At 64.7% G+C, this 17,944-nt stretch carries 12 protein-coding genes; 9 read left to right on the top strand and 3 right to left on the bottom strand.

Translation table 11 applies throughout. The features are described 5' to 3' along the window. Positions 1-170 precede the first annotated feature (170 nt). Complete coding sequence (locus ACFMO7_RS16470) at positions 171-1,055, top strand: methyltransferase domain-containing protein (RefSeq protein WP_376796577.1); 885 nt, start codon at positions 171-173, stop codon at positions 1,053-1,055. Positions 1,056-1,098: 43 nt separating this feature from the next. On the opposite strand, the gene ACFMO7_RS16465 is transcribed toward ACFMO7_RS16470, so the two are convergent. Beyond that, entirely contained in the window at positions 1,099-2,607 is a 1,509-nt protein-coding gene (locus ACFMO7_RS16465) for a xylulokinase (RefSeq protein ID WP_376796576.1), read from the bottom strand. 85 nt (positions 2,608-2,692) lie between these two features. Continuing rightward, complete coding sequence (gene iolB / locus ACFMO7_RS16460; protein ID WP_376796575.1) at positions 2,693-3,565, bottom strand: 5-deoxy-glucuronate isomerase; 873 nt, start codon at positions 3,563-3,565, stop codon at positions 2,693-2,695. 820 nt (positions 3,566-4,385) lie between these two features. Here iolB and ACFMO7_RS16455 point away from each other — a divergent pair. The 8 genes from ACFMO7_RS16455 to ACFMO7_RS16420 all read left to right on the top strand — a co-directional run bounded on the left by ACFMO7_RS16455 (position 4,386) and on the right by ACFMO7_RS16420 (position 17,218). Further along, positions 4,386-7,721 carry a GH92 family glycosyl hydrolase gene (locus tag ACFMO7_RS16455; protein WP_376796574.1) on the top strand — a complete coding sequence of 1,112 codons (3,336 nt, stop codon included), beginning with the start codon at positions 4,386-4,388 and terminating at the stop codon, positions 7,719-7,721. A 234-nt stretch (positions 7,722-7,955) separates the two neighbouring features. Then, on the top strand, positions 7,956-9,359 hold the full coding sequence (locus ACFMO7_RS16450) for an ROK family protein (protein ID WP_376796573.1): 1,404 nt from the start codon (positions 7,956-7,958) through the stop codon (positions 9,357-9,359). Positions 9,360-9,611: 252 nt separating this feature from the next. Next, positions 9,612-10,649: an ABC transporter substrate-binding protein gene (locus tag ACFMO7_RS16445; protein ID WP_376796572.1), complete on the top strand. Its 1,038-nt coding sequence runs from the start codon at positions 9,612-9,614 to the stop codon at positions 10,647-10,649. Positions 10,650-10,840: 191 nt separating this feature from the next. After that, entirely contained in the window at positions 10,841-11,941 is a 1,101-nt protein-coding gene (locus tag ACFMO7_RS16440; protein ID WP_376796571.1) for an ABC transporter permease, read from the top strand. A 113-nt stretch (positions 11,942-12,054) separates the two neighbouring features. After that, positions 12,055-12,870 (top strand): ATP-binding cassette domain-containing protein, encoded by an 816-nt coding sequence (locus tag ACFMO7_RS16435; protein WP_376796570.1) that lies wholly within the window; start codon positions 12,055-12,057, stop codon positions 12,868-12,870. 703 nt (positions 12,871-13,573) lie between these two features. Next, positions 13,574-14,980 carry an ABC transporter substrate-binding protein gene (locus tag ACFMO7_RS16430; RefSeq protein ID WP_376796569.1) on the top strand — a complete coding sequence of 469 codons (1,407 nt, stop codon included), beginning with the start codon at positions 13,574-13,576 and terminating at the stop codon, positions 14,978-14,980. Positions 14,981-15,374: 394 nt separating this feature from the next. Beyond that, positions 15,375-16,298, top strand: coding sequence for a carbohydrate ABC transporter permease (locus tag ACFMO7_RS16425; protein ID WP_376796568.1), 924 nt, complete (start codon positions 15,375-15,377; stop codon positions 16,296-16,298). Continuing rightward, positions 16,295-17,218, top strand: a complete 924-nt coding sequence (locus tag ACFMO7_RS16420) for a carbohydrate ABC transporter permease (protein ID WP_376796567.1) — start codon at positions 16,295-16,297, stop codon at positions 17,216-17,218. The genes ACFMO7_RS16425 and ACFMO7_RS16420 overlap by 4 nt, the downstream gene beginning before the upstream one ends. An 87-nt stretch (positions 17,219-17,305) precedes the next feature. On the opposite strand, the gene ACFMO7_RS16415 is transcribed toward ACFMO7_RS16420, so the two are convergent. Beyond that, positions 17,306-17,944, bottom strand: a 639-nt coding sequence (locus ACFMO7_RS16415; RefSeq protein WP_376796566.1) for a class I SAM-dependent methyltransferase, incomplete at its 5' end; no start/stop codon positions are given.

Genomic DNA, 17,944 nt, shown 5'->3' with positions numbered 1-17,944 from the left:
GACTCTGCTATCCTCAGCGAAGAGGCAGAACATGCGAGACCGCCGGGAGGTGCCTCTGATGAGATCTTGGGTAACAAGACCGGGGATCGGCGGCGCCTCTCCTGCAGCGGCGAGACAGCCTCCTGATCTGAGAGGAACGCAGCTAGTGCAGCAAAGAGGAGAGCAAAGTCATGCCTTCCCCTGCTGAGCATGACGGCGCCGGACCGGAGACCGGTGCCGGCTCAACTTACCACATCGATACCGAGCTGGCCGAAGAACTGGCGCGCCTGATCCATCAAAATCGTCTGGCCATCGAGGCGATGGGCGGGATCTTCCCCGACGAGCTGGCTCTTGCGGACGGGGCGCGCGTGCTTGATCTGGCCTGTGGACCCGGCGGCTGGGTGTTGGAAGCGGCTTTCACCTACCCCCAGGCCATCTTCATCGGCGTCGATATCAGTCTGAGCATGATCGAGTACGCGCGCGCTCAGGCCCAGTCACGACGTCTGGAGAACGCCCGCTTCCTGGTCATGGATGTGATGAAGCCGATGACCTTCCCCGATGCCTCCTTCGATGTCATCAATGGCCGCCTGCTGAGCAGCTTCATGCTACCAGCAGCCTGGCCCGAGCTGCTCAAAGAGTGCTGGCGCCTGCTGAAGCCCGGCGGCCTGCTCTACCTGACGGACACCGAAGGGCCGCTCACCAACAGCGAAGCGACCGAGCGCTTTTTTGCTCTCGGCTTTCAGGCTCTCAAGCGTGCCGGCCAGAGCTTCTCGCCGGACGGGCGCCATATCGGGATCACGCCGCAGCTCACGCACCTGCTGCGCCAGGCTGGCTTCGAGCAGGTGCGCCTGCACGCCAGTGCCCTGGACTGGTCGAGCGAGTCGCCAGCCCACTACAGCTTCTTCAAGGATGTCATGATCCTGCTGCAGGTCTCGCAGCCCTTCCTCATCCAGATGGGCCTGGCCAGCAAAGAAGAGCTGGAGCATCTGGCGCAGCAAGCGCTGGCCGAGATGCAGGCCGATGACTTCTGCGGCCTGGCGGTAGCCGTAACGGCCTGGGGACAGAAACCGGCCTGAGCAGAGGGGCCGGATCCTGCTCGGCTCGGCCCGAGCGGGCCGCTCACTCCCCGGCAAGAGGAGAGGGCGTGTCCGAGTGGCGCTCGCGGGCCAGCAGCTCCAGGTAGCGAGCATACAGCCCGGCGCAGCGCGCTTGCTGCTCGCCCGGCGTAGTCACCACGCTGCGGGCGGGGGCCAGGCGCGCCAGCTCCTGGCTCTCGCTCCAGAGGCCGGAGGCCAGGCCGGCCAGGAGGGCGGCGCCGCGGGCCGCGGTCTCTGAGACCTCCAGAGAGAGCAAGGGACGGCCCAGCAAATCGGCGAGGAGCTGGCGCCAGGCCGGGTGGAGGCTGCCACCGCCGGCCACCAGCAAGCTGCCAACCTCGCCCGCCCCGGGGAGCCGCTCTAAGGCCAGGCGGATGCCGCAGGCCACCCCCTCGAGGGCCGCGCGCAGCAGGTGGGCGCGACTGTGTTCCAGGCGCAGCCCGAGGAAGGCCCCCGTCTGCGGCCCGCTGTAGTGGGGTCGCTCGGGCGTCAGCGTCGGCAGGAAGCTCAGGCCCTCGGCCCCAGGCGCTACCTGCTCCAGGCTGGCATAGACCTCCGACCACTCCGCCCGCAGTTGGCGACGCAGCCAGTCGAGGACCAACCCGCCGTTCTGGACGGCGGCCATTCGATACCAGTGGCGGCCATCGGCGGCGCGGTAGAGATGGGTACGCAGAGTCGGATCGGGCTGTGGCTCCTCGCAAAGCAGCACAAGCTGGACCCCGGTGCCCAGACTCAGCAGCAGGGTGCCGGGCGTCAGCACGCCGGCTCCCAACAGAGAGGCGGCAACATCGGCGGCCCCGGTGGCCACCGGCAGGCCGCTCGGTAGTTCCAGGGCCGCGGCGGCCTCGGGCGAGAGCGTTCCGGCCTGCGCCGTCGAGGCAAGCAGCGGCGGCAACAAGGCGGGGCGCAACCCCAGAGCCGCGATGACCTCCTCGGCCCAGCGGTCAGCCGGCAGATCGTAGAGCAGCGTCGCCGAGGCATCGCTGGCCTCCGTCACCGCGCTGGCGATCGTCGTCGAGGTCGAGCGGCGGGCCGTCAGACGCAGGCGTAACCAATCTTTGGGCGAGAGGGCCAGCACAGAACGGCCGTAGCAGCCCGGCTCGTGCTCGGCCAGCCAACAAAGCAGCGGGCCGGCCATGCCCGGCACCAGAGGATTGGCCAGGCGCTGTCGCAGGGCCGGGGGGAGCGCGCGGAAACGGCCAAGGACCTTTTCAGCACGGCGATCGGGCCAGAGGATGGCGGGGCGCGTTGGCTGCCCGTCGGCACCGACCAGTACCACGCCGTGCATCTGGCCGGCCAGGCCCAGCCCCACGATCTGGCATTGGGGCGCGCGCTCGCGCGCCTCTCGCACTGCCAGGCGCGTCGCACGCCACCAATCGGCGGGAATGCTCTCGACCCAGCCGGGCCGCCGCGTCAAAAGCGCATACTCGGCCCGACCTTCGCCCAGCGTCCGTCCCTCCAGATCAATGATCACCGCCTTGAGGGCGCTTGTCCCCAGGTCGATCCCGAGCAGAGCCGTTATTGTTCCCATAAAGGCTTCCTCCCCTTCGTCTCTTGATCCTCTTGTCCCGGCTCTCGCTTCCCGATCTGGCCTGACCGAATGGCCTGCGGCGAACTCAGCGTCCGGGCAGCCCGCTGCCGGGACGGAGCACGCTTCCCGTGATAGAGCCAGAGGGCGGCAGGAGGCGCCGGAAAGCGGCATCGACCTGGTACTGCCAGACGCGGCGTGGTCCAGCCATGATGTTCAGATAATACAGGTCGCAGCCCGGCACCGCCGCGACGGTATGGTAGCCACGCGGCACCAGGACCAGCTCGCCATCGTGGACCGCCAGGGTCTCGTCCAGGCCGTCATAGGTGTAGACCCGCTGAAGGGCGAAGCCATCCGCCGGCTGAATGTGGTGATAGTAGGTCTCCTCCAGATAGGACTCGTGGGGCGGATTCTCGCTGTCGTGCTTGTGTGGTGGAAAGGAAGACCAGTTGCCGCCTGGCGTGATGACCTCGACTGCAATCAGGCGCTCAGCTTCCTGATCGGTATCCAGAATATGGCGGATGTGGCGCTCGGTCTGGCCGGAACCGCGGATCTCCAGACTGATATCCTCGGGCCGGATCAGGCGTGCCGGCAGGTGACGCTCGCTCGCTGGCGCGGCGGCCACGGCGATCTCCATCTGCTCGGAGCGAGAGACGATCTCGTAGCGCCCATCGACGGAGAGGTAGAGCGCATAGGGAGCGTGCTCCTCAAAGACGCTCAAGCGCTCGCCCACCTCTCCCAGGGCCTGGCCGTTCAGCCTGGCTTCACCTACGCCCGTCAGGACAATCACCAGCGTCTCCTGCCCCTCCGCCGCTCCGGCCAGGCGTTGACCGGCGCGCAGGTGGTAAACCGTGAAGGAGACGTAGCGCCAGCCAGCCGAGGCCGGCGTGACGGTCAGCCGCGCCTGCGGCAACTCGCTCTCAAAAGGGGCTGGCGCCAGGGGACGAATCAGCAAACCCATACCATAACTCCCTCGTAGGTACGTAACTGCTTTGCGCTCGATAAAGGAAGAGGTCCTCTTGATCAGTGAGCCTGGCTCTGGCCGGCTTCGTGCGCGAGCCGGACCGGCCAGGACTAGCCATCGCTCATTCGCTCGTTCTCCTAACATGATAATCGAGCGGGGCCGCTCTTGAACAGGGCCAGGGTCAGCGGCACTTCCCGCCGGCCCGTCAGCTCGCCGACGCTCCTGACCCAGGGAGCCTCAACCAGGGCCGCTCGAGCCGCAAGGAGAGGCGTCGCCCCGGCCAGATGCTCTGGCTCGTGCGCTCCGCCCTCCCCAGGCTGTCTATGCTGGGCTGCCAGCGCTCCAGTTGGTTGGTACACTTGACTATCTTAGGGAGGCGGTGTATCATTACTCCTGTGAGAGTAAGATAGTCAAATGTACCAATTAACTCGGGAAGCGCCAGCCAGGAAAGAAGCGGCCACAGCGACAGGCCCGGCTGGTGGGGTGCCCTTCCCGTCAAGAGCGACTCCCGGGTATTGGAGCCTGCTGGGGGAGCAGGGTCCAGGCCCAGAGACCGTCTTTACCGCCGTTTACCAGGACCGAAGCGTTGCCGAGGCAGCTAGCTACTGCTCATGGCTGCAGCCGTGGGCGATCTGGCGCGCTGTCAGCCTGATGGCTCAACCGACCACCGGCCGGAGGTAGCCGCGCCGGTGGCCAGAGCTGGCCGGGGCAGTCGGAGCAGGGCGGCGCTGTCTGCCAGCGTGTTGTCTTCTGGCCGGCAGCCGGTCAGAGAAAGACCTGGCTGCCGCTCGACGAACGAGATGAGGAGAATGCCACGATGAGGTACGTCACACACGCGAGATCCTGGCTTTTCCCTGTCATCCTCTTGACCGTACTGCTAGTTGTCCTCTTGAGCGGCACGCCGCAGCAGGTATTGGCAGCGCGGCGCGCGCCGGCTCCGCCCCAGGCCAGCAAGCTGGCCGACCTGGTTGACCCCTTCACTGGCACTGGCATTCAGCAAGGGGCGCCTTTTGGCGGTGGAGACACCTTTCCCGGGGCCGACCTCCCCTTTGGCATGGTGCAGTGGAGTCCCGACACCGTCAGCTACGTTCCGGGCGGCTACTGGTACAACGACAACCGTCTGCGCGGCTTCAGCCTGACCCATCTGAGCGGAGCCGGCTGCAGCGCCTATGGCGATGTCCCTTTCATGCCCTACCTGGGAGCCGTCAGCGACTCGCCGGCGGCTGATCCCATGCGCTACATTGCCACCTTCTCCCACAGCAACGAGCAGGCCAGCGCCGGCTACTATGCCGTTACCCTTGATAGCGGCGTTAAAGTGGAGCTAAGCGTCACCCAGCGCAGCGGCATCGGGCGCTTCACTTATCCGCGGGGGCAGACGGCGACCATGCTGGTCAACGTCTCCGGCTCGGCCAACGGAGCCTTTGATGCTGAGGTCTCCATTGACCCGGCGAACCGCACCATCGCGGGCTGGGTCAGCAGCGGTCACTTCTGCGGAGCCAGCAACGTCTACCGCCTCTACTTCTGGGCTAGCTTCAGCCAGCCCTTTGCCAGCGTAGGCACCTGGCATAATAACGCCGTCAGCAGCGGCAGCCGCAGCGCGCGTGGTGGCAGTCAAGTGCCCTCCCAGGTCAGCCGGGTCCAGGCGGCCCAGGCCCAACTGGTCCGTGGGGCCCGGCCCTCGCCCGCCCTCGTCCAGGCGGCCCGTCAGCATCCGGACGTCACCGTCTCCGGTCCCGGCTCTGGGGCCTTTGTCACCTTTGACACGGCCCGCGAGAACGCGGTCACCGTGCGTGTCGGCCTCTCCTTTGTCAGCATCGACAATGCCCGCCTCAACGTTGAGAGCGAGGACCCTGCTGGCGACTTCGATCAGGTGCGCCAGCAGGCGCAGGAGACCTGGAATCGCTGGCTGGGCGAGATTCAGGTGAGCGGCGGCACCGCGGCCCAGCTCACGACCTTCTACACCGCCCTCTACCATGTTCTGCTGCAGCCGAACGTCTTTTCGGACGTCAACGGGCAGTACATTGGCTTCGACGGTCAGGTGCACACCGTGCCGCGCGGCCATGCCTTCTACGCCAACTACTCCGGCTGGGATATCTACCGCTCGGAGATCCAGCTCCTGGCCCTGCTGGCGCCCCAGGAGACCAGCGACATCGTGCAGTCGATGGTGCTGGCCTACCAGCAGAGCGGCCAGTTGCCCAAGTGGAGCCTGGCCAACGGCGAGACCTACGTCATGGTGGGCGATCCTGCCGACCCGATCATTGCCGGGGCCTACGCCTTCGGGGCGCGGGACTTCGATACCCAGGCCGCTCTGGCGGCCATGATTCAGGAAGCCACCCAGCCGAACAACATCCGTCCGGGCCTGCGCTACCTGGAAGAGCTGGGCTATCTGCCCCAGGATGGCGGCTACGGCTGCTGCAACTTCTATGGTCCGGCGGCGACGCAGCTAGAGTACGATAGCGCCGATTTCGCCATCGGGGCTTTGGCGCAAGCCCTGGGCGACCAGGCCAACGCCCAGAAGTTCATGGCCCGGGCCCAGGACTGGGAGAATCTGCTCAATCCCGCCGATGGCTACCTTGAGCCGCGCAACGCCGATGGCTCCTTCCCCGCGGCTTACAATCCGGCCAGTCAATCAGGCTGGGTTGAAGGCAATGGGGCGCAATACAACTGGATGGTGCCCTTCAACCTGCGCGGACTCTTTGACGCCCTCGGCGGCAACGCCAGGGTGCTGCCGCGCCTGGATAACTTTTTCTCCCAGCTCAATGCCGGGCCGGACCAGCCCTATGCCTTCCTCGGGAACGAGCCAACGCTTGAAACGCCCTGGGAGTATGACTATGCTGGCGCCCCCTACAAGACGCAGCAGGTGGTGCGCCAGGTGGTGAACACGCTCTATGCGCCAGGCCCGGGCGGCCTGGCCGGCAACGATGATCTCGGAGAAATGTCCTCCTGGTACGTCTTTGCCGCCCTGGGCTTCTTCCCCATTGTGCCTGGCAGCGCCGACCTGGTTCTGGCCAGCCCGCTCTTTCCGAGCATCAAGCTGACGCGCCCCAGCGGCCAGGTCATCCAGATCAATGCTCCCCAGGCCGCCGCGGAGGCTCCCTATGTGCAGAGCCTACGCGTCAATGGGCAGGCCACAACGCGGCCCTGGCTGCCGGCTTCCTTTGTCTCCCAGGGGGGCACCCTCGACTTTGTTCTGGCCACGACGCCCGATACCTCCTGGGGCAGTGATCCTGCCGACGCCCCGCCGTCTTACGCCCAGGGTCAGATGCCGGCCCGCGTTAGCTTCTCGCCCGCGCGCCTCAGTCTTGCCCCCGGAGCCAGCGCGTCGGTCAGCCTGGTAGCCCGCGACCTCCTGGGCAGCACCCAAAGCGTGAGCTGGAGCGCAACCCCAGCCGAGGGCCTGAGCATCTCGCCGGCTACGGGCAGCTTTAGCCTGCCCTCCTACGGCTCTGCCAGCCAGACCCTGACTGTCAGCGCCGCCGCCAGCCAGCCGGAGGGCTATGCCACCATCACCTTCCAGGTGCGCACCGCCGACGGCTCGCTGCTGCCCCCCATGACGCTGGCCGTCCTGGTGGCGCCCGCGGGCAGCCTGCTGCCGCTGGTCAACAACATTGGCATCTCGGACGATCGTACGCCGACCATCGCTGACTTTGATGGCTCGCACTTCAGTTACTCGGCCCAGTTGTTGGCCGGCCTGGGCTATAGGCCCGGCGCCACGGTCACAGTCAATGGCGTCAGCTATACCTGGCCCAATGTGCCGGTGGAGACACAGGATAATGTCCAGTGCGCCGGTCAGACTATCCAGGTGCCCCCCAAGGCCGGAGCCACGCGCCTGACTTTCCTGGGGAGCGCGACCAATGGTCCTTCGGTCGGCAACTTGACCATTACCTACACCGATGGCACAACACAGACGGTCCAGCTCGGCTTTAGCGATTGGACACTCAACGCCGGCGCCAGCTCGCCGGCCTATGGCAATGTAGTTGCCGCCCAGATGCCCTATCGCAATAGCGGCTCGGGAACGGCGCAGGAGGTTGAAACCTACCTCTTCGCCAGCGCCCCCATCACGCTGGCCACGGGCAAGGTCGTGGCGAGCATTACCCTGCCGGCTGCCGTCAGTCAGGGCCACCTGCATATCTTCGCCTACGCCCTGAGCTAGCCGGACTCGGCGGGAAGGGGCTGGGCTGGCTAGGGGAGCGCTGACGGGCCGGCCCCTTCCCTGCTCGGAGCGGCCTGCTTAGTTGCGACGGTTGACAAACTAAGCGGCCTGATGCTACAATGCCCGGTATCCTGGAATGGAAAGCCCTCGGCTTGCTGGTGGGCGGGTGGCTTGGGTGGAGGGGGGCGAGGGCAAGAAGCGAGGCAAGGAAGGCGCGGCAAGAAGGACTGATCTGTGGAGCGAAGCATTCATTCTCTGTTGGCCAATTTGGGGGCGGGGACTCGTGGGGGAAGCGAGGAGGGACTGGCTGGCTCGCCGGCGCTGCGCGGGGCTGACCTCCATCGCATTCGCCAGTTCAACCGCCTGCTGGTCTTGAACTATATTCGTGAGCATGGGCCATTGGCGCGGGTGATGCTGGCGCAGCGTCTGGGACTCTCGCGCACAACGGTCAGCAGCATTGTCGATGCCCTGCTGCGCGAGGGGCTGGTTCGGGAGGGGCACCTGCTCGACGCCACTCCGCGCGGAGGGAGGCGCGCTATCCTCGTGCATTTTAATACGGATGCCGGGCGCATCCTGGGTCTGGACGTTGGGCGCACGCATCTCAAGATGATCCTGACCAACCTGGCCCCCGAGATCGTGGCCGAGCGGGCCTTGCCCTTCGATACCGAGCGGGGACCGGAGGAGTGTCTGCGCTTACTGGTAAGCGAGGTGCGGCGTTTCCTGAGCGAGCAGGGGGTTGGATGGGAGATGCTGCTAGGGATCGGACTGGGTATTCCGGGGCCGCTCTCGCCGGACCTGCGTCGTCTCAGCTCGCCGCCGCATATGCCTGGTTGGGATAATCTCGATCTCTGGCAGCGCCTGCAGGCCGAGTTTCCCTGTCCCCTGTATATCGATAACGATGCCAACATGGGGGCGCTCGGCGAGAGCCGCTGCGGGGCCGGGCGCGGTGTGGGCCAGATGGCCTATATCAAGGTGGGTACCGGTATCGGCGGCGGCCTGATCATCGATGGGCGCATCTATCGCGGCCATACGGGTAGCGCTGGCGAGCTGGGCCACCTGAGTATCGATGAGAACGGCCCTCCCTGCGTCTGCGGCAATCGGGGCTGCCTGGAGACCCTGGCGGGGGCGCGGGCCATTGTGGCCGATGCCTGCCGTGGGGAGTCGCTGCAGCGCAAGCTGACGGCGCAAACTGGCCCGCTGCCAGCGCCCGCTCTGGCAGCTCGCTCGAGCGTTGATATCGCCGACGTCATCGAGGCCGCTCGCCAGGGCGATGCTGCCAGCCAGGCTGCCCTTGAGCGCGCGGGTGAGCGTCTTGGCCTGGCTCTGGCCGGCCTGGTCAACCTGCTCAATCCCGCGGTCATTGTGCTGGATGGCGGTGTGGCGCGAGCCGGCGAGCTACTGCTGGCCCCCCTGCGGCGTGTGGCCGCTTCGGTCAGCCTGCCTGCCGCCTGGAAAGGGACGCAGATTGTGCCTAGCGCCCTCGAAGGTAACGCCATCGCCCTCGGCGCCGTTCTGACCGTCCTGGATGCCACTTTCTCGCTTCCCACGGCGGCCCTCTTTGCCGCCCCGCTCGAAGCGACGGGTAGTGGGGCGCCCTATCCACCCCAGCCACACGGGGGATCTCCCAGGCGCGGCTGAGGAGTGAAAAGCAGGAACTGCCGGGCAGCCGCCTGGCACCTGCCGCCCCGTTTGGGTCCTTGCCCAGGCGTTTGCTCAGTTGGCCTTGCCGACGCCCTGTGCCTGCGCGGCGACCTCGTCCGTGGCTGGGCCAGCTTTCTTTGAATGGATCGTGCTCGTTCGTTTGGCTGTTGCCTCATCTCACCTCATAGTCTTTGAGGTGAGCAAGCAGTGGATGCATGGCAGCAAGTGCCAGCAAAGGAGCGAAAGAGTATGCGCGACTTCACAGCAGAGCAGAATCGCCTGAGTCGGCGAGCCTTCCTGAGCGCCAGCCTGGCCCTGGCCGGGGGCCTGGCCCTGACGGCCTGTGGCTCTTCTCCGAGCGGGGGCGGCTCAAGCGGCAGCGCTGGCTATACGCTGGCCCTGATCCTGGGGGTCAAAGGTGATCCTTTCTACATCACGATGCAGAAGGGCGCTGAGGCTAAGGCCAGGGAGCTGGGTGTTACCTTGCTGGTCGATGGCCCTTCGCAGTGGAGCGCCACTCTGCAGACTCCCATCGTCAACGCTTACGTAGCGCGCAAGGTCGATGCCATCATCATTGCCCCCTGTGACAAGCAGGCTATGATCGCCCCGCTGCAGCAGGCCAGCAACGCGGGCATCAAGGTCATCACCGTTGACACTTATATCGGCGATGGCGATTATGCGCATGGGCCGGTAACCTTCCCGCTCTCCTACATTGGTTCTGATAACGTTCAGGGTGGCAAGATAGCCGGGGAGGCCCTCATCAAAGCCATCGGGGGTCATGGCAAAATCTATATTCAGAACACGGTGCCGGGCACCAGCACCACCGATCAGCGCGAGCAGGGCTGCAAAGAGGCCATCGAGGCGACCCACGGGGCCGTGACTCTGGTCGGCGTCGACTTTAACGGCGACAGCGCCGCCAAGGCTGCCGAGCAGACGACGGCCATGCTGCAGCGCGTGCCCGATCTGGCCGGCATCTTCGGCACCAATATTTACGGCTCGGAGGGGGCGGCCCAGGCCGTCAAGAACGCCCACAAGCAGGGCCAGGTCAAGATTGCCAATTTCGACGCCCCTGAGCAGGCCATCGTCGATCTCAAGAACAACGTCGTCGATATCGTCATTGCGCAGAAGCCTGCCGACATGGGCAGCATCGGCGTCCAGTACGCTGTTGAGGCCCTCAAGGGCAATCTGAGCGCCATCCAGAAGCGTGTTCCCACCGGCTATGTGATCATTACCCGCGACAACGTCGATACGCCCGAGGCCCAGGCCGCCATCTACAAGAGTAGCTGAGCGGACGGTCGCGGACGAGCGAGCCAGCGAGCAAGGAGGGGCGCGGGCCAGGAAGGGAGCCAGTGGCGGCCGCCTCCTCCCGCTCGGGGTGAGCGGGGCGTCCCTGCTCGCCTGCTCGCTCGCTCGCTCTTCAGCCTATCCGGACGTAACCGCGCCGTCGTTGTTCCGGCTTGGAAGGAGGGGAACCCTCTATGGCGAAGATGAGCCAGCAGCTGGCCCTGCCCGTGGCCAGGATCAAGAAAAGTCCGCTGGAGGTTGTCAGTCGCTTCTGGGCCTGGCTGTTCTTGCTGCTGCTCCTGCTCTTTTTCTCGTTGACTGGTCCCGGCTTCTTTAGCTTTCTCAACCTGCAGTCCATCGTCAACGATATGGCCCTGGCTCTGCTGATGTCGCTGGGGCAGACCTTTGTGATTATTGCGGCGGGTATCGATCTCTCGACTGGCTTTACGATGGGCTTTGCGGCGGTCATTGAGGCGGTGGTGCTCAACGCGCTGGTGGGTCGCCTGCCGGGGGGCCTGGCCCTGGCGCTGCCGTTGAGCGTGGTGGTGGCCCTGGCCGTTGGCACCCTGCCCGGGCTGGTCAACGGCGTGCTGATCGGGCGCCTGCGTGTACCGCCTTTCATTGCAACCCTGGGCATGTATGGCATTGCCCGCGGCCTCGGCTTCATCTTCTCTGGGGGAGGACAGCCAGTCAGCGTTCAGGTGCCCGGCGTGGGCGACATCGGCAATGGCTACCTGCTCTACTACCATCCGGCGGTCGGTTTCTCCTTTCTGCACCCGCCGACGCCGCTGCCGCCGGGAGCCAGGCCGCGCGACCTCGTCTCTATCTTGCCCTTCCCCTTGATTGTGGCCGCGGTGGCCTTCGTGGTCTGCTACTGGTTGCTGAGCCGCACGCGCTTTGGACGCCACACCTATGCCTTGGGAGGGGCGCCGGAGGCCGCACGCCGCGCCGGTATTCCGGTCGCGCGCCAGATTCTCAAGATCTACATGCTCTCGGCCCTGCTGGCTTCGGTGGCCGGAGTGCTCTACGTGCTGCGCTTCACCAACGGCGACGCCAATGCCGGCGACCCTCTCTTGCTCGATTCGATTGCGGCGGTTGTCATCGGCGGCGCCTCGCTCTTCGGGGGCGAGGGCACGCTGGTCGGCACCCTGATTGGAACCTTGATCATCTATGTCATTCAGAACGGGCTGGTCATTATCGGTATCGATCCGTACTGGCAGTTCGTGGCTATCGGCGCTGTGATCATTCTGGCCGTTCTGATGGACCAGGCTAAGGCGAGCGTGCTCAGGCGCTAGCGAGTCGGTCTGCCCAGCCGCAGCAGGACTGCGGACCCTTGGCTCGCTGCGGCGCCAGAGCGTTTCCGTGCCTTGCCTTTGTTGTCTGCCCAGCGCAGTGAGGAGTGAGTGTCATGCTAGAAGAAAGAGCGCGGCTCTCCAAGGCCGAGAGCGAGCCGGCGGCGGTGGAGGCTGCCGCCGATGGGCGGCCCCTGTTAGAGGTGCGCTCTCTGGTGAAACGCTTCGGGGGCCTGGTGGCGGTCGATCGTGTCAGCCTGGAGGTCTGGCCCGGCGAGGTGGTGGGCCTGCTCGGCGACAATGGTGCCGGCAAGTCGACCCTGATCAAAGTGATCTCCGGCGTCTATCGTCCCGATGGCGGTCAGTTGCTGTTCGAAGGGCAGGAGGTGAGCTTCGACTCGCCGATGGAGGCGCGCCAGCGTGGGATCGAGACGATCTATCAGGATCTGGCCCTCTGTGAGAACCTGGATGCCCCGGCCAATATCTTCCTGGGGCGCGAGCCGACTCGGCGCCGCTGGGGCCTGCTCACGGAGCTGGATGAGGGCTATATGCTGGAGGAGACGCGCCGCGTGCTGGAGCAGCTCGATATTCACATCCCCGATCTGCGCCAGCCGATTCGGCAGCTCTCGGGCGGCCAGCGGCAGTCGGTGGCCATTGCGCGCGCCATCTACTGGCGTGCCCGCCTGATGATCATGGATGAACCGACCGCCGCCCTGGGCGTGGCCGAGCAGCAGAAGGTCCTGGAGCTGGTACGCACGCTGCGGGCACGGGGAGTACCGGTGATCTTGATCAGCCACAATATGCAGGATGTCTTCGCCGTCGCCGATCGCGTGGTGGTCATGCGCCGCGGTCAGAAGGTGGGCGAGCGACGCATCGCTGAAACCACGACCAATGAGCTGGTCGGGCTGATGGTCGGTGCAGAGACCGCCTGAGACGGGCCAGGCTTCTCAATCCGCACAGACGAAATGCAGCTACGATGGTTGATATCCTGTTGACACCGATGCCACTTTACTGAAGAGTAGGTGGAGCTATTCGACAGGCAGGAGATGGTACGGCCTGGCTCCGGCGACGTGGCGGGCAAATCCTCTGGACAACTGGAGCCGGGTATGGTATCCTCATTCTCATGAGGAGAGGTGAAAGAGGGGAGAAGCGCGGCATCTTCTGGTTTTGGGCTATTCTGGCAGAGAGGAAGGAATAGCAGGCTTCCTGTCTCACAGTGTCTCATCGGAAAGAGGCGCCCTCCGCGGCTGGTCGCCGTCGTTCTACCCGTGCGCCCAAGGCGACCGCTCGCTGCTGCGCGGTCCCGCCAGCCTTGCTGGCTGCTGGGCTGCGTCTCCTCCCCTGTGGCCTGGCCGGACCCGCTTGGCCTGGATCTGGCAGCGTGCTGGTAATCTCCCTCCTCCCTCACCCTGGGTAGGGCGGGGGGAAGCTGCCTTCCTCGCCGGCTGGCGGGTGGGCGGACAGGTGAGGAGAGGGCCGCAGAGAGAGGCTGCACGGCTCGATGGGTGAGCCAGCAGAGCAAAAGACGGGTGGACGCAAGCCAGGATCGATCCGATCAGATCAACGCCGGCATCGTTGCGGCGCACTTCTCTGTGGTCGCGCTAGACTTCTGCAGCACGAGGAGGTCGGTGAGCGATGAACGTCTTTGATCAGCGTGCACGCAAGGAGCTAGACCAGCTCGTTGAGGAGTATCTGACCACCAGCACTATCAATCGCCGCCAGTTTCTCCAACGGGCAACGGCGGCGGGGTTGAGCCTGAGCGCGGCGACGGCCCTCCTGGCGGCCTGCGGCGGCACGAATACGGGAATGCTGAATACGAGCAGCGGCAACGTGCCCAAGGTCAGCTCGATCGATGTTTTGACGCAGCTCAGTGGCGCCGAGCTGGCCGCCTTCAATGCCATCAATGCAGCCTTCACCAAGAAGACGGGGATCAAGGTCAACGTTGAGCCGACCAACGATCTGCGCGCCGTCCTCAGCACGCGCGTGCGCGGCGGCAACCCTCCCGATGTGGCCGGCATGTCGAGCGTGCCCGAGTTCCAGCAGTACGCCGCCCAGGGCAAGCTGCTCCAGCTCGACCGGTTCTTCAATATGAGCCAGATGGAGCGGCAGTATGCTCGCATCTGGCTGGATGTCTCGTCCTACAACGGCCATCTCTATGCGGTCATTCCGCGCGTCAATACCAAGAGCACGGTCTGGTACAGCCCGAAGCAATTTAAGGCCAATGGCTACACGCCGCCCAAGACCTGGGACGAGATGATCGCCCTCTCGAATAAGATCGCCAGCAGTGGGAAGTATCCCTGGTCGCTGGGGGTTGAGGGCGGCTCCTCGACTGGCTGGCCGGCGGCGGACTGGGTGGACCAGATCTACCTGAGCCTCAATGGCCCCGATCTGTCGCAGCAGTGGGTCAATCATAAGATTCCCTGGACTCATCCGAGCGTCAAGCAGGCTTTCCAGCTCTTTGGCGAGATCGTCAACGGCAAGCACTATATCAGTGGGGCTCCGCAGTCGATTCTGGCCACCAACTTCCAGGACGCTGCCTATCTGCCCTTCGAGAATCCGCCCAAAGCCTACATGTACTTCCTGGGCGACTTCACGGCCAGCTTTCTCAAGACGCAGTTCCCCAGCATCCAGCCCGGGGTCGATTTCGACTTTTTCCCCTTCCCGACCATTACTCCTCAGTACGCCAACGCGGTGACCGGCATCGTCAATATCCTGTCGGCTTTCCGCGATAACGATGGCACGCGCCAGTATATGGAGTTTCTGGCTTCGCCCGAGGGGCAGAGTATCTGGCCGAAGCAGGGTGGGGCTGTTTCGGTGAACAATCAGGTGCCGCTGAGCGTCTACCCCGATCCAGTTTCGCGCCGCACCGCCGAGCTGCTGCTCAATGCCCGATACTTCAGCGTGGGTCAGGATGACCTGCTGCCCTCCTCGATGGAGCAGGAGTACTGGAAAGGGTTGCTGGCCTACATTCAGAATCCTTCGCAGCTCGATAGCATCCTGCGCTCGCTGGAGGAGGCGGCCTCGCGCCTCTATCCTTCCTGAGTGAGCGAGGCGGGCGCTCTCTGAGGGCATCTGCGACTGGCCGACCGCCGCCTCAGCGCGTGCGGGGGTGAGGCCCAGCCCGCTGGAGGCCGGGCCGCGGCCAGATAGAAGCAGTAGAGAAGGAGAGGGACCGCTCCCTGCACCGTCGCTGCATGGGGCCGGTCCCTCTCTCCTTTGCTGCCTCCCTCGCCTGCCCACCCGCTGAATGAACGGCGGGCGGCTCGCCTCGCCCCGGCCAGGCGTCTCTTTCTCTGGGGGGAAAGGGTAAGATACTGGTAGAGAGGAAAGAAGGGAGGGCCTGGCCTGACGTCTGCCTCCGCTTGTTGGCAGGTAGCCTGCTTTGTCGTCTTGCTTTGTTCGTTGCAGTATGGGACGAAGGGAGTGAGCGACTGCTATGGATCTCTCCGTTGGTCAAGCTGCACCTCTGACGCTGCGCCGGCGTCGGCGCCGGCTGCATCTGCCGCTGGAAGCCTGGGCCTGGATTGCTCCGGCGGTCTTGTTGTTGCTGCTCTTTTTCATTTACCCCTTCATTAATACTATTCTGCTCAGCTTTGAGAACGCCGATTCGACGCGCTTTGTGGGCTTCCAGAACTACCGGGCCATCTTTAGCGACCCGGAGATGCTCGGGGTGCTCAGGAATAATTTGCTCTGGCTGCTCATCGGCACTTTGCTGACGGTGGGCCTGGGCCTGGTCATTGCGGTGCTGGTGGACCGCGTCAGGGTCGAGGGCCTGGTGAAGTCGGCGCTCTTTATTCCGATGGCGATCTCGATGGTGAGCGCCAGTATCATCTGGCGCCTGGTCTATCTCTATCGCCCGCCCGATCAGACGCAGGTGGGGCTGCTCAACGCCATTCTGGTGCTCTTCCATCTGCCTCCTCAGCCCTGGCTGGTCAATAGCAGCGTCAATACCTTTGCCTTGATCGCTGTCTACGTCTGGATGTGGACCGGCTTCTGCGTGGTGGTCTTTTCGGCAGCCCTCAAGGGGATCCCCGATGAGATTATGGAGGCGGCCCGCATCGATGGGGCCAATCGCTGGGTCCTCTTCTGGCGCGTGATTGTTCCGATGATCAGCCCGACTATCGGCGTGGTGACGACCACGATGATCATCAACATTTTGAAGACCTTCGATATAGTCTACGTGATGACGGGCGGCAATTACAATACCGATGTGGTGGCTGTCGAGTTCTATCGCCAGCTCTTTACCTTTGGCGACTACGGTCTGGCCAGCGCGCTGGCGGTCTTGCTGACGCTGGCGATTATCCCGGTGATGTACCTCAATATTCGCCGCATTCGGCTGGAGGAAGGAGGTCAGGCATGATCGGGCAGCAAGTAGAGCAACAGCTAGCTCCCGCGCTGGTGGAGCTGACCCGGCGCCGCCAGCAGGCCAGGCGCAGGACCCTGCTGCGCCGGCTGAGCGATCGGCTGATCACGGTGGTGGCGCTGCTGATCGCTGTGATCTGGTCGCTGCCAACGCTGGGCTTGCTGATCAGTTCGTTCCGTCCGCCCAGCCTGATTTCGACGACGGGTTGGTGGACGGCCCTCCTGCCTCCCTGGCATTTTACGCTGCAGAACTACGTCCAGGTGGTTACGGCCCAGGGCCTGGGCCGGGCCTTCATTAATAGTGTGATCATTGCGGTGCCGAGCACGATTCTGCCCGCTCTGATCGGCTCTTTTGCCGCCTTCGCCTTCGCCTGGATGCGCTTCCCGGCGCGCAATGCGATCTTTTTTGCGATCATCACGCTGCAGATTATTCCTTTGCAGATCGCCCTGGTGCCGCTGTTGCAGATCTTTACAAGTATTGGGCTGACGGGACAGTATGCGGCGGTCTGGCTGGCCCACACGGCCTTTGGCCTGCCTTTCGCCATTTTCTTGCTGCGCAATTTCTTCGCGGCTTTGCCGCGCGATTTGCTGGAGGCGGCCTACGTTGACGGGGCCTCGAATTTTCGCCTCTTCTGGACTATCGTTCTGCCGCTCTCGCTGCCGGCTCTGGCTTCGCTGGTGATTTTCCAATTTCTGTGGGTCTGGAACGATCTGTTGGTGGCCCTGATTTTCCTGGGGGGGAATCCGCAGAGTGCGCCGATGACTCTGACGGTGGCCAGCCTGGTTGGCTCCTATGGTGAGAACGACCAGGTTCTGACGGCGGCGGCCTTCCTGTCGATGGCGCTGCCACTGGTGATCTTCTTCGCCCTGCAGCGCTACTTTATCCGTGGCATTCTGGCTGGCTCGGTCAAGGGGTAGTCTAGCCTCCTGGCTCGTCTTTCGGCGAACGAGAGAGCGGGCGCACGCCGCCCGCTCTCCGGGGCGCCTGACTCGCCGGGGAACCGCTCAGGCGCTGGCGGGCTGCTCGCCCCAGACGGTCAGCGCGGTCCAGATGGCGCAGAAGTCCTCGGCCTGGGCTTCGGCAAGGGCTTGCTGGTAGAGCGGCTCCACTTCCTCGCGGCTGATGACGCCGGTCTTGATCAGGAAGGGCTTGATCAGCTCGAACAGGACGAACATGTCCTTGAAGAAGGCATAATGCATGGGGGCATCGCTGGACCAGTCGACGGCGCTGGCACGCAGGCGCACGTTGTGGAAGCCGGCCCGGCGCAGCAGGCGAGGCAGGACGGGAGTGATGCCGATGTGGCGTCCGTCGGGCGAGAAGCTCTGGCCGGCCCGCTTGAGGGCCGCGCTGATGAGTCCGAAGTAGCGCTCGGTCGCTGGGCTGGTGGTCAGGCCCCACTCGGTTTCGGTGAGGCGGAGCACGCCGCCAGGCTTGAGGAGGCGGCGACACTCGGCCAACAGGGTGGGCCAGTCCTGGGGCCGCATGAAGCTGAAGAGCGAGCGCCCGTTGATGAGGTCGAAGGAGGCGTCAGGGAAGGCCAGCGGCTGCATGACGTTCATGACCTGGAAGTGGACGTTGGGGAGGCCGCGCGAGCGGGCGGAGGTGCTGGCGTACTCGATGACGCTGGGGTTGAGGTCGACGCC

The sequence above is a fragment of the Thermogemmatispora sp. genome (assembly GCF_042408735.1).
GTDB lineage: Bacteria > Chloroflexota > Ktedonobacteria > Ktedonobacterales > Ktedonobacteraceae > Thermogemmatispora.
Note: the sequence above shows the minus strand (reverse complement) of the source record. Positions and strands in the feature narration are given on the sequence as shown.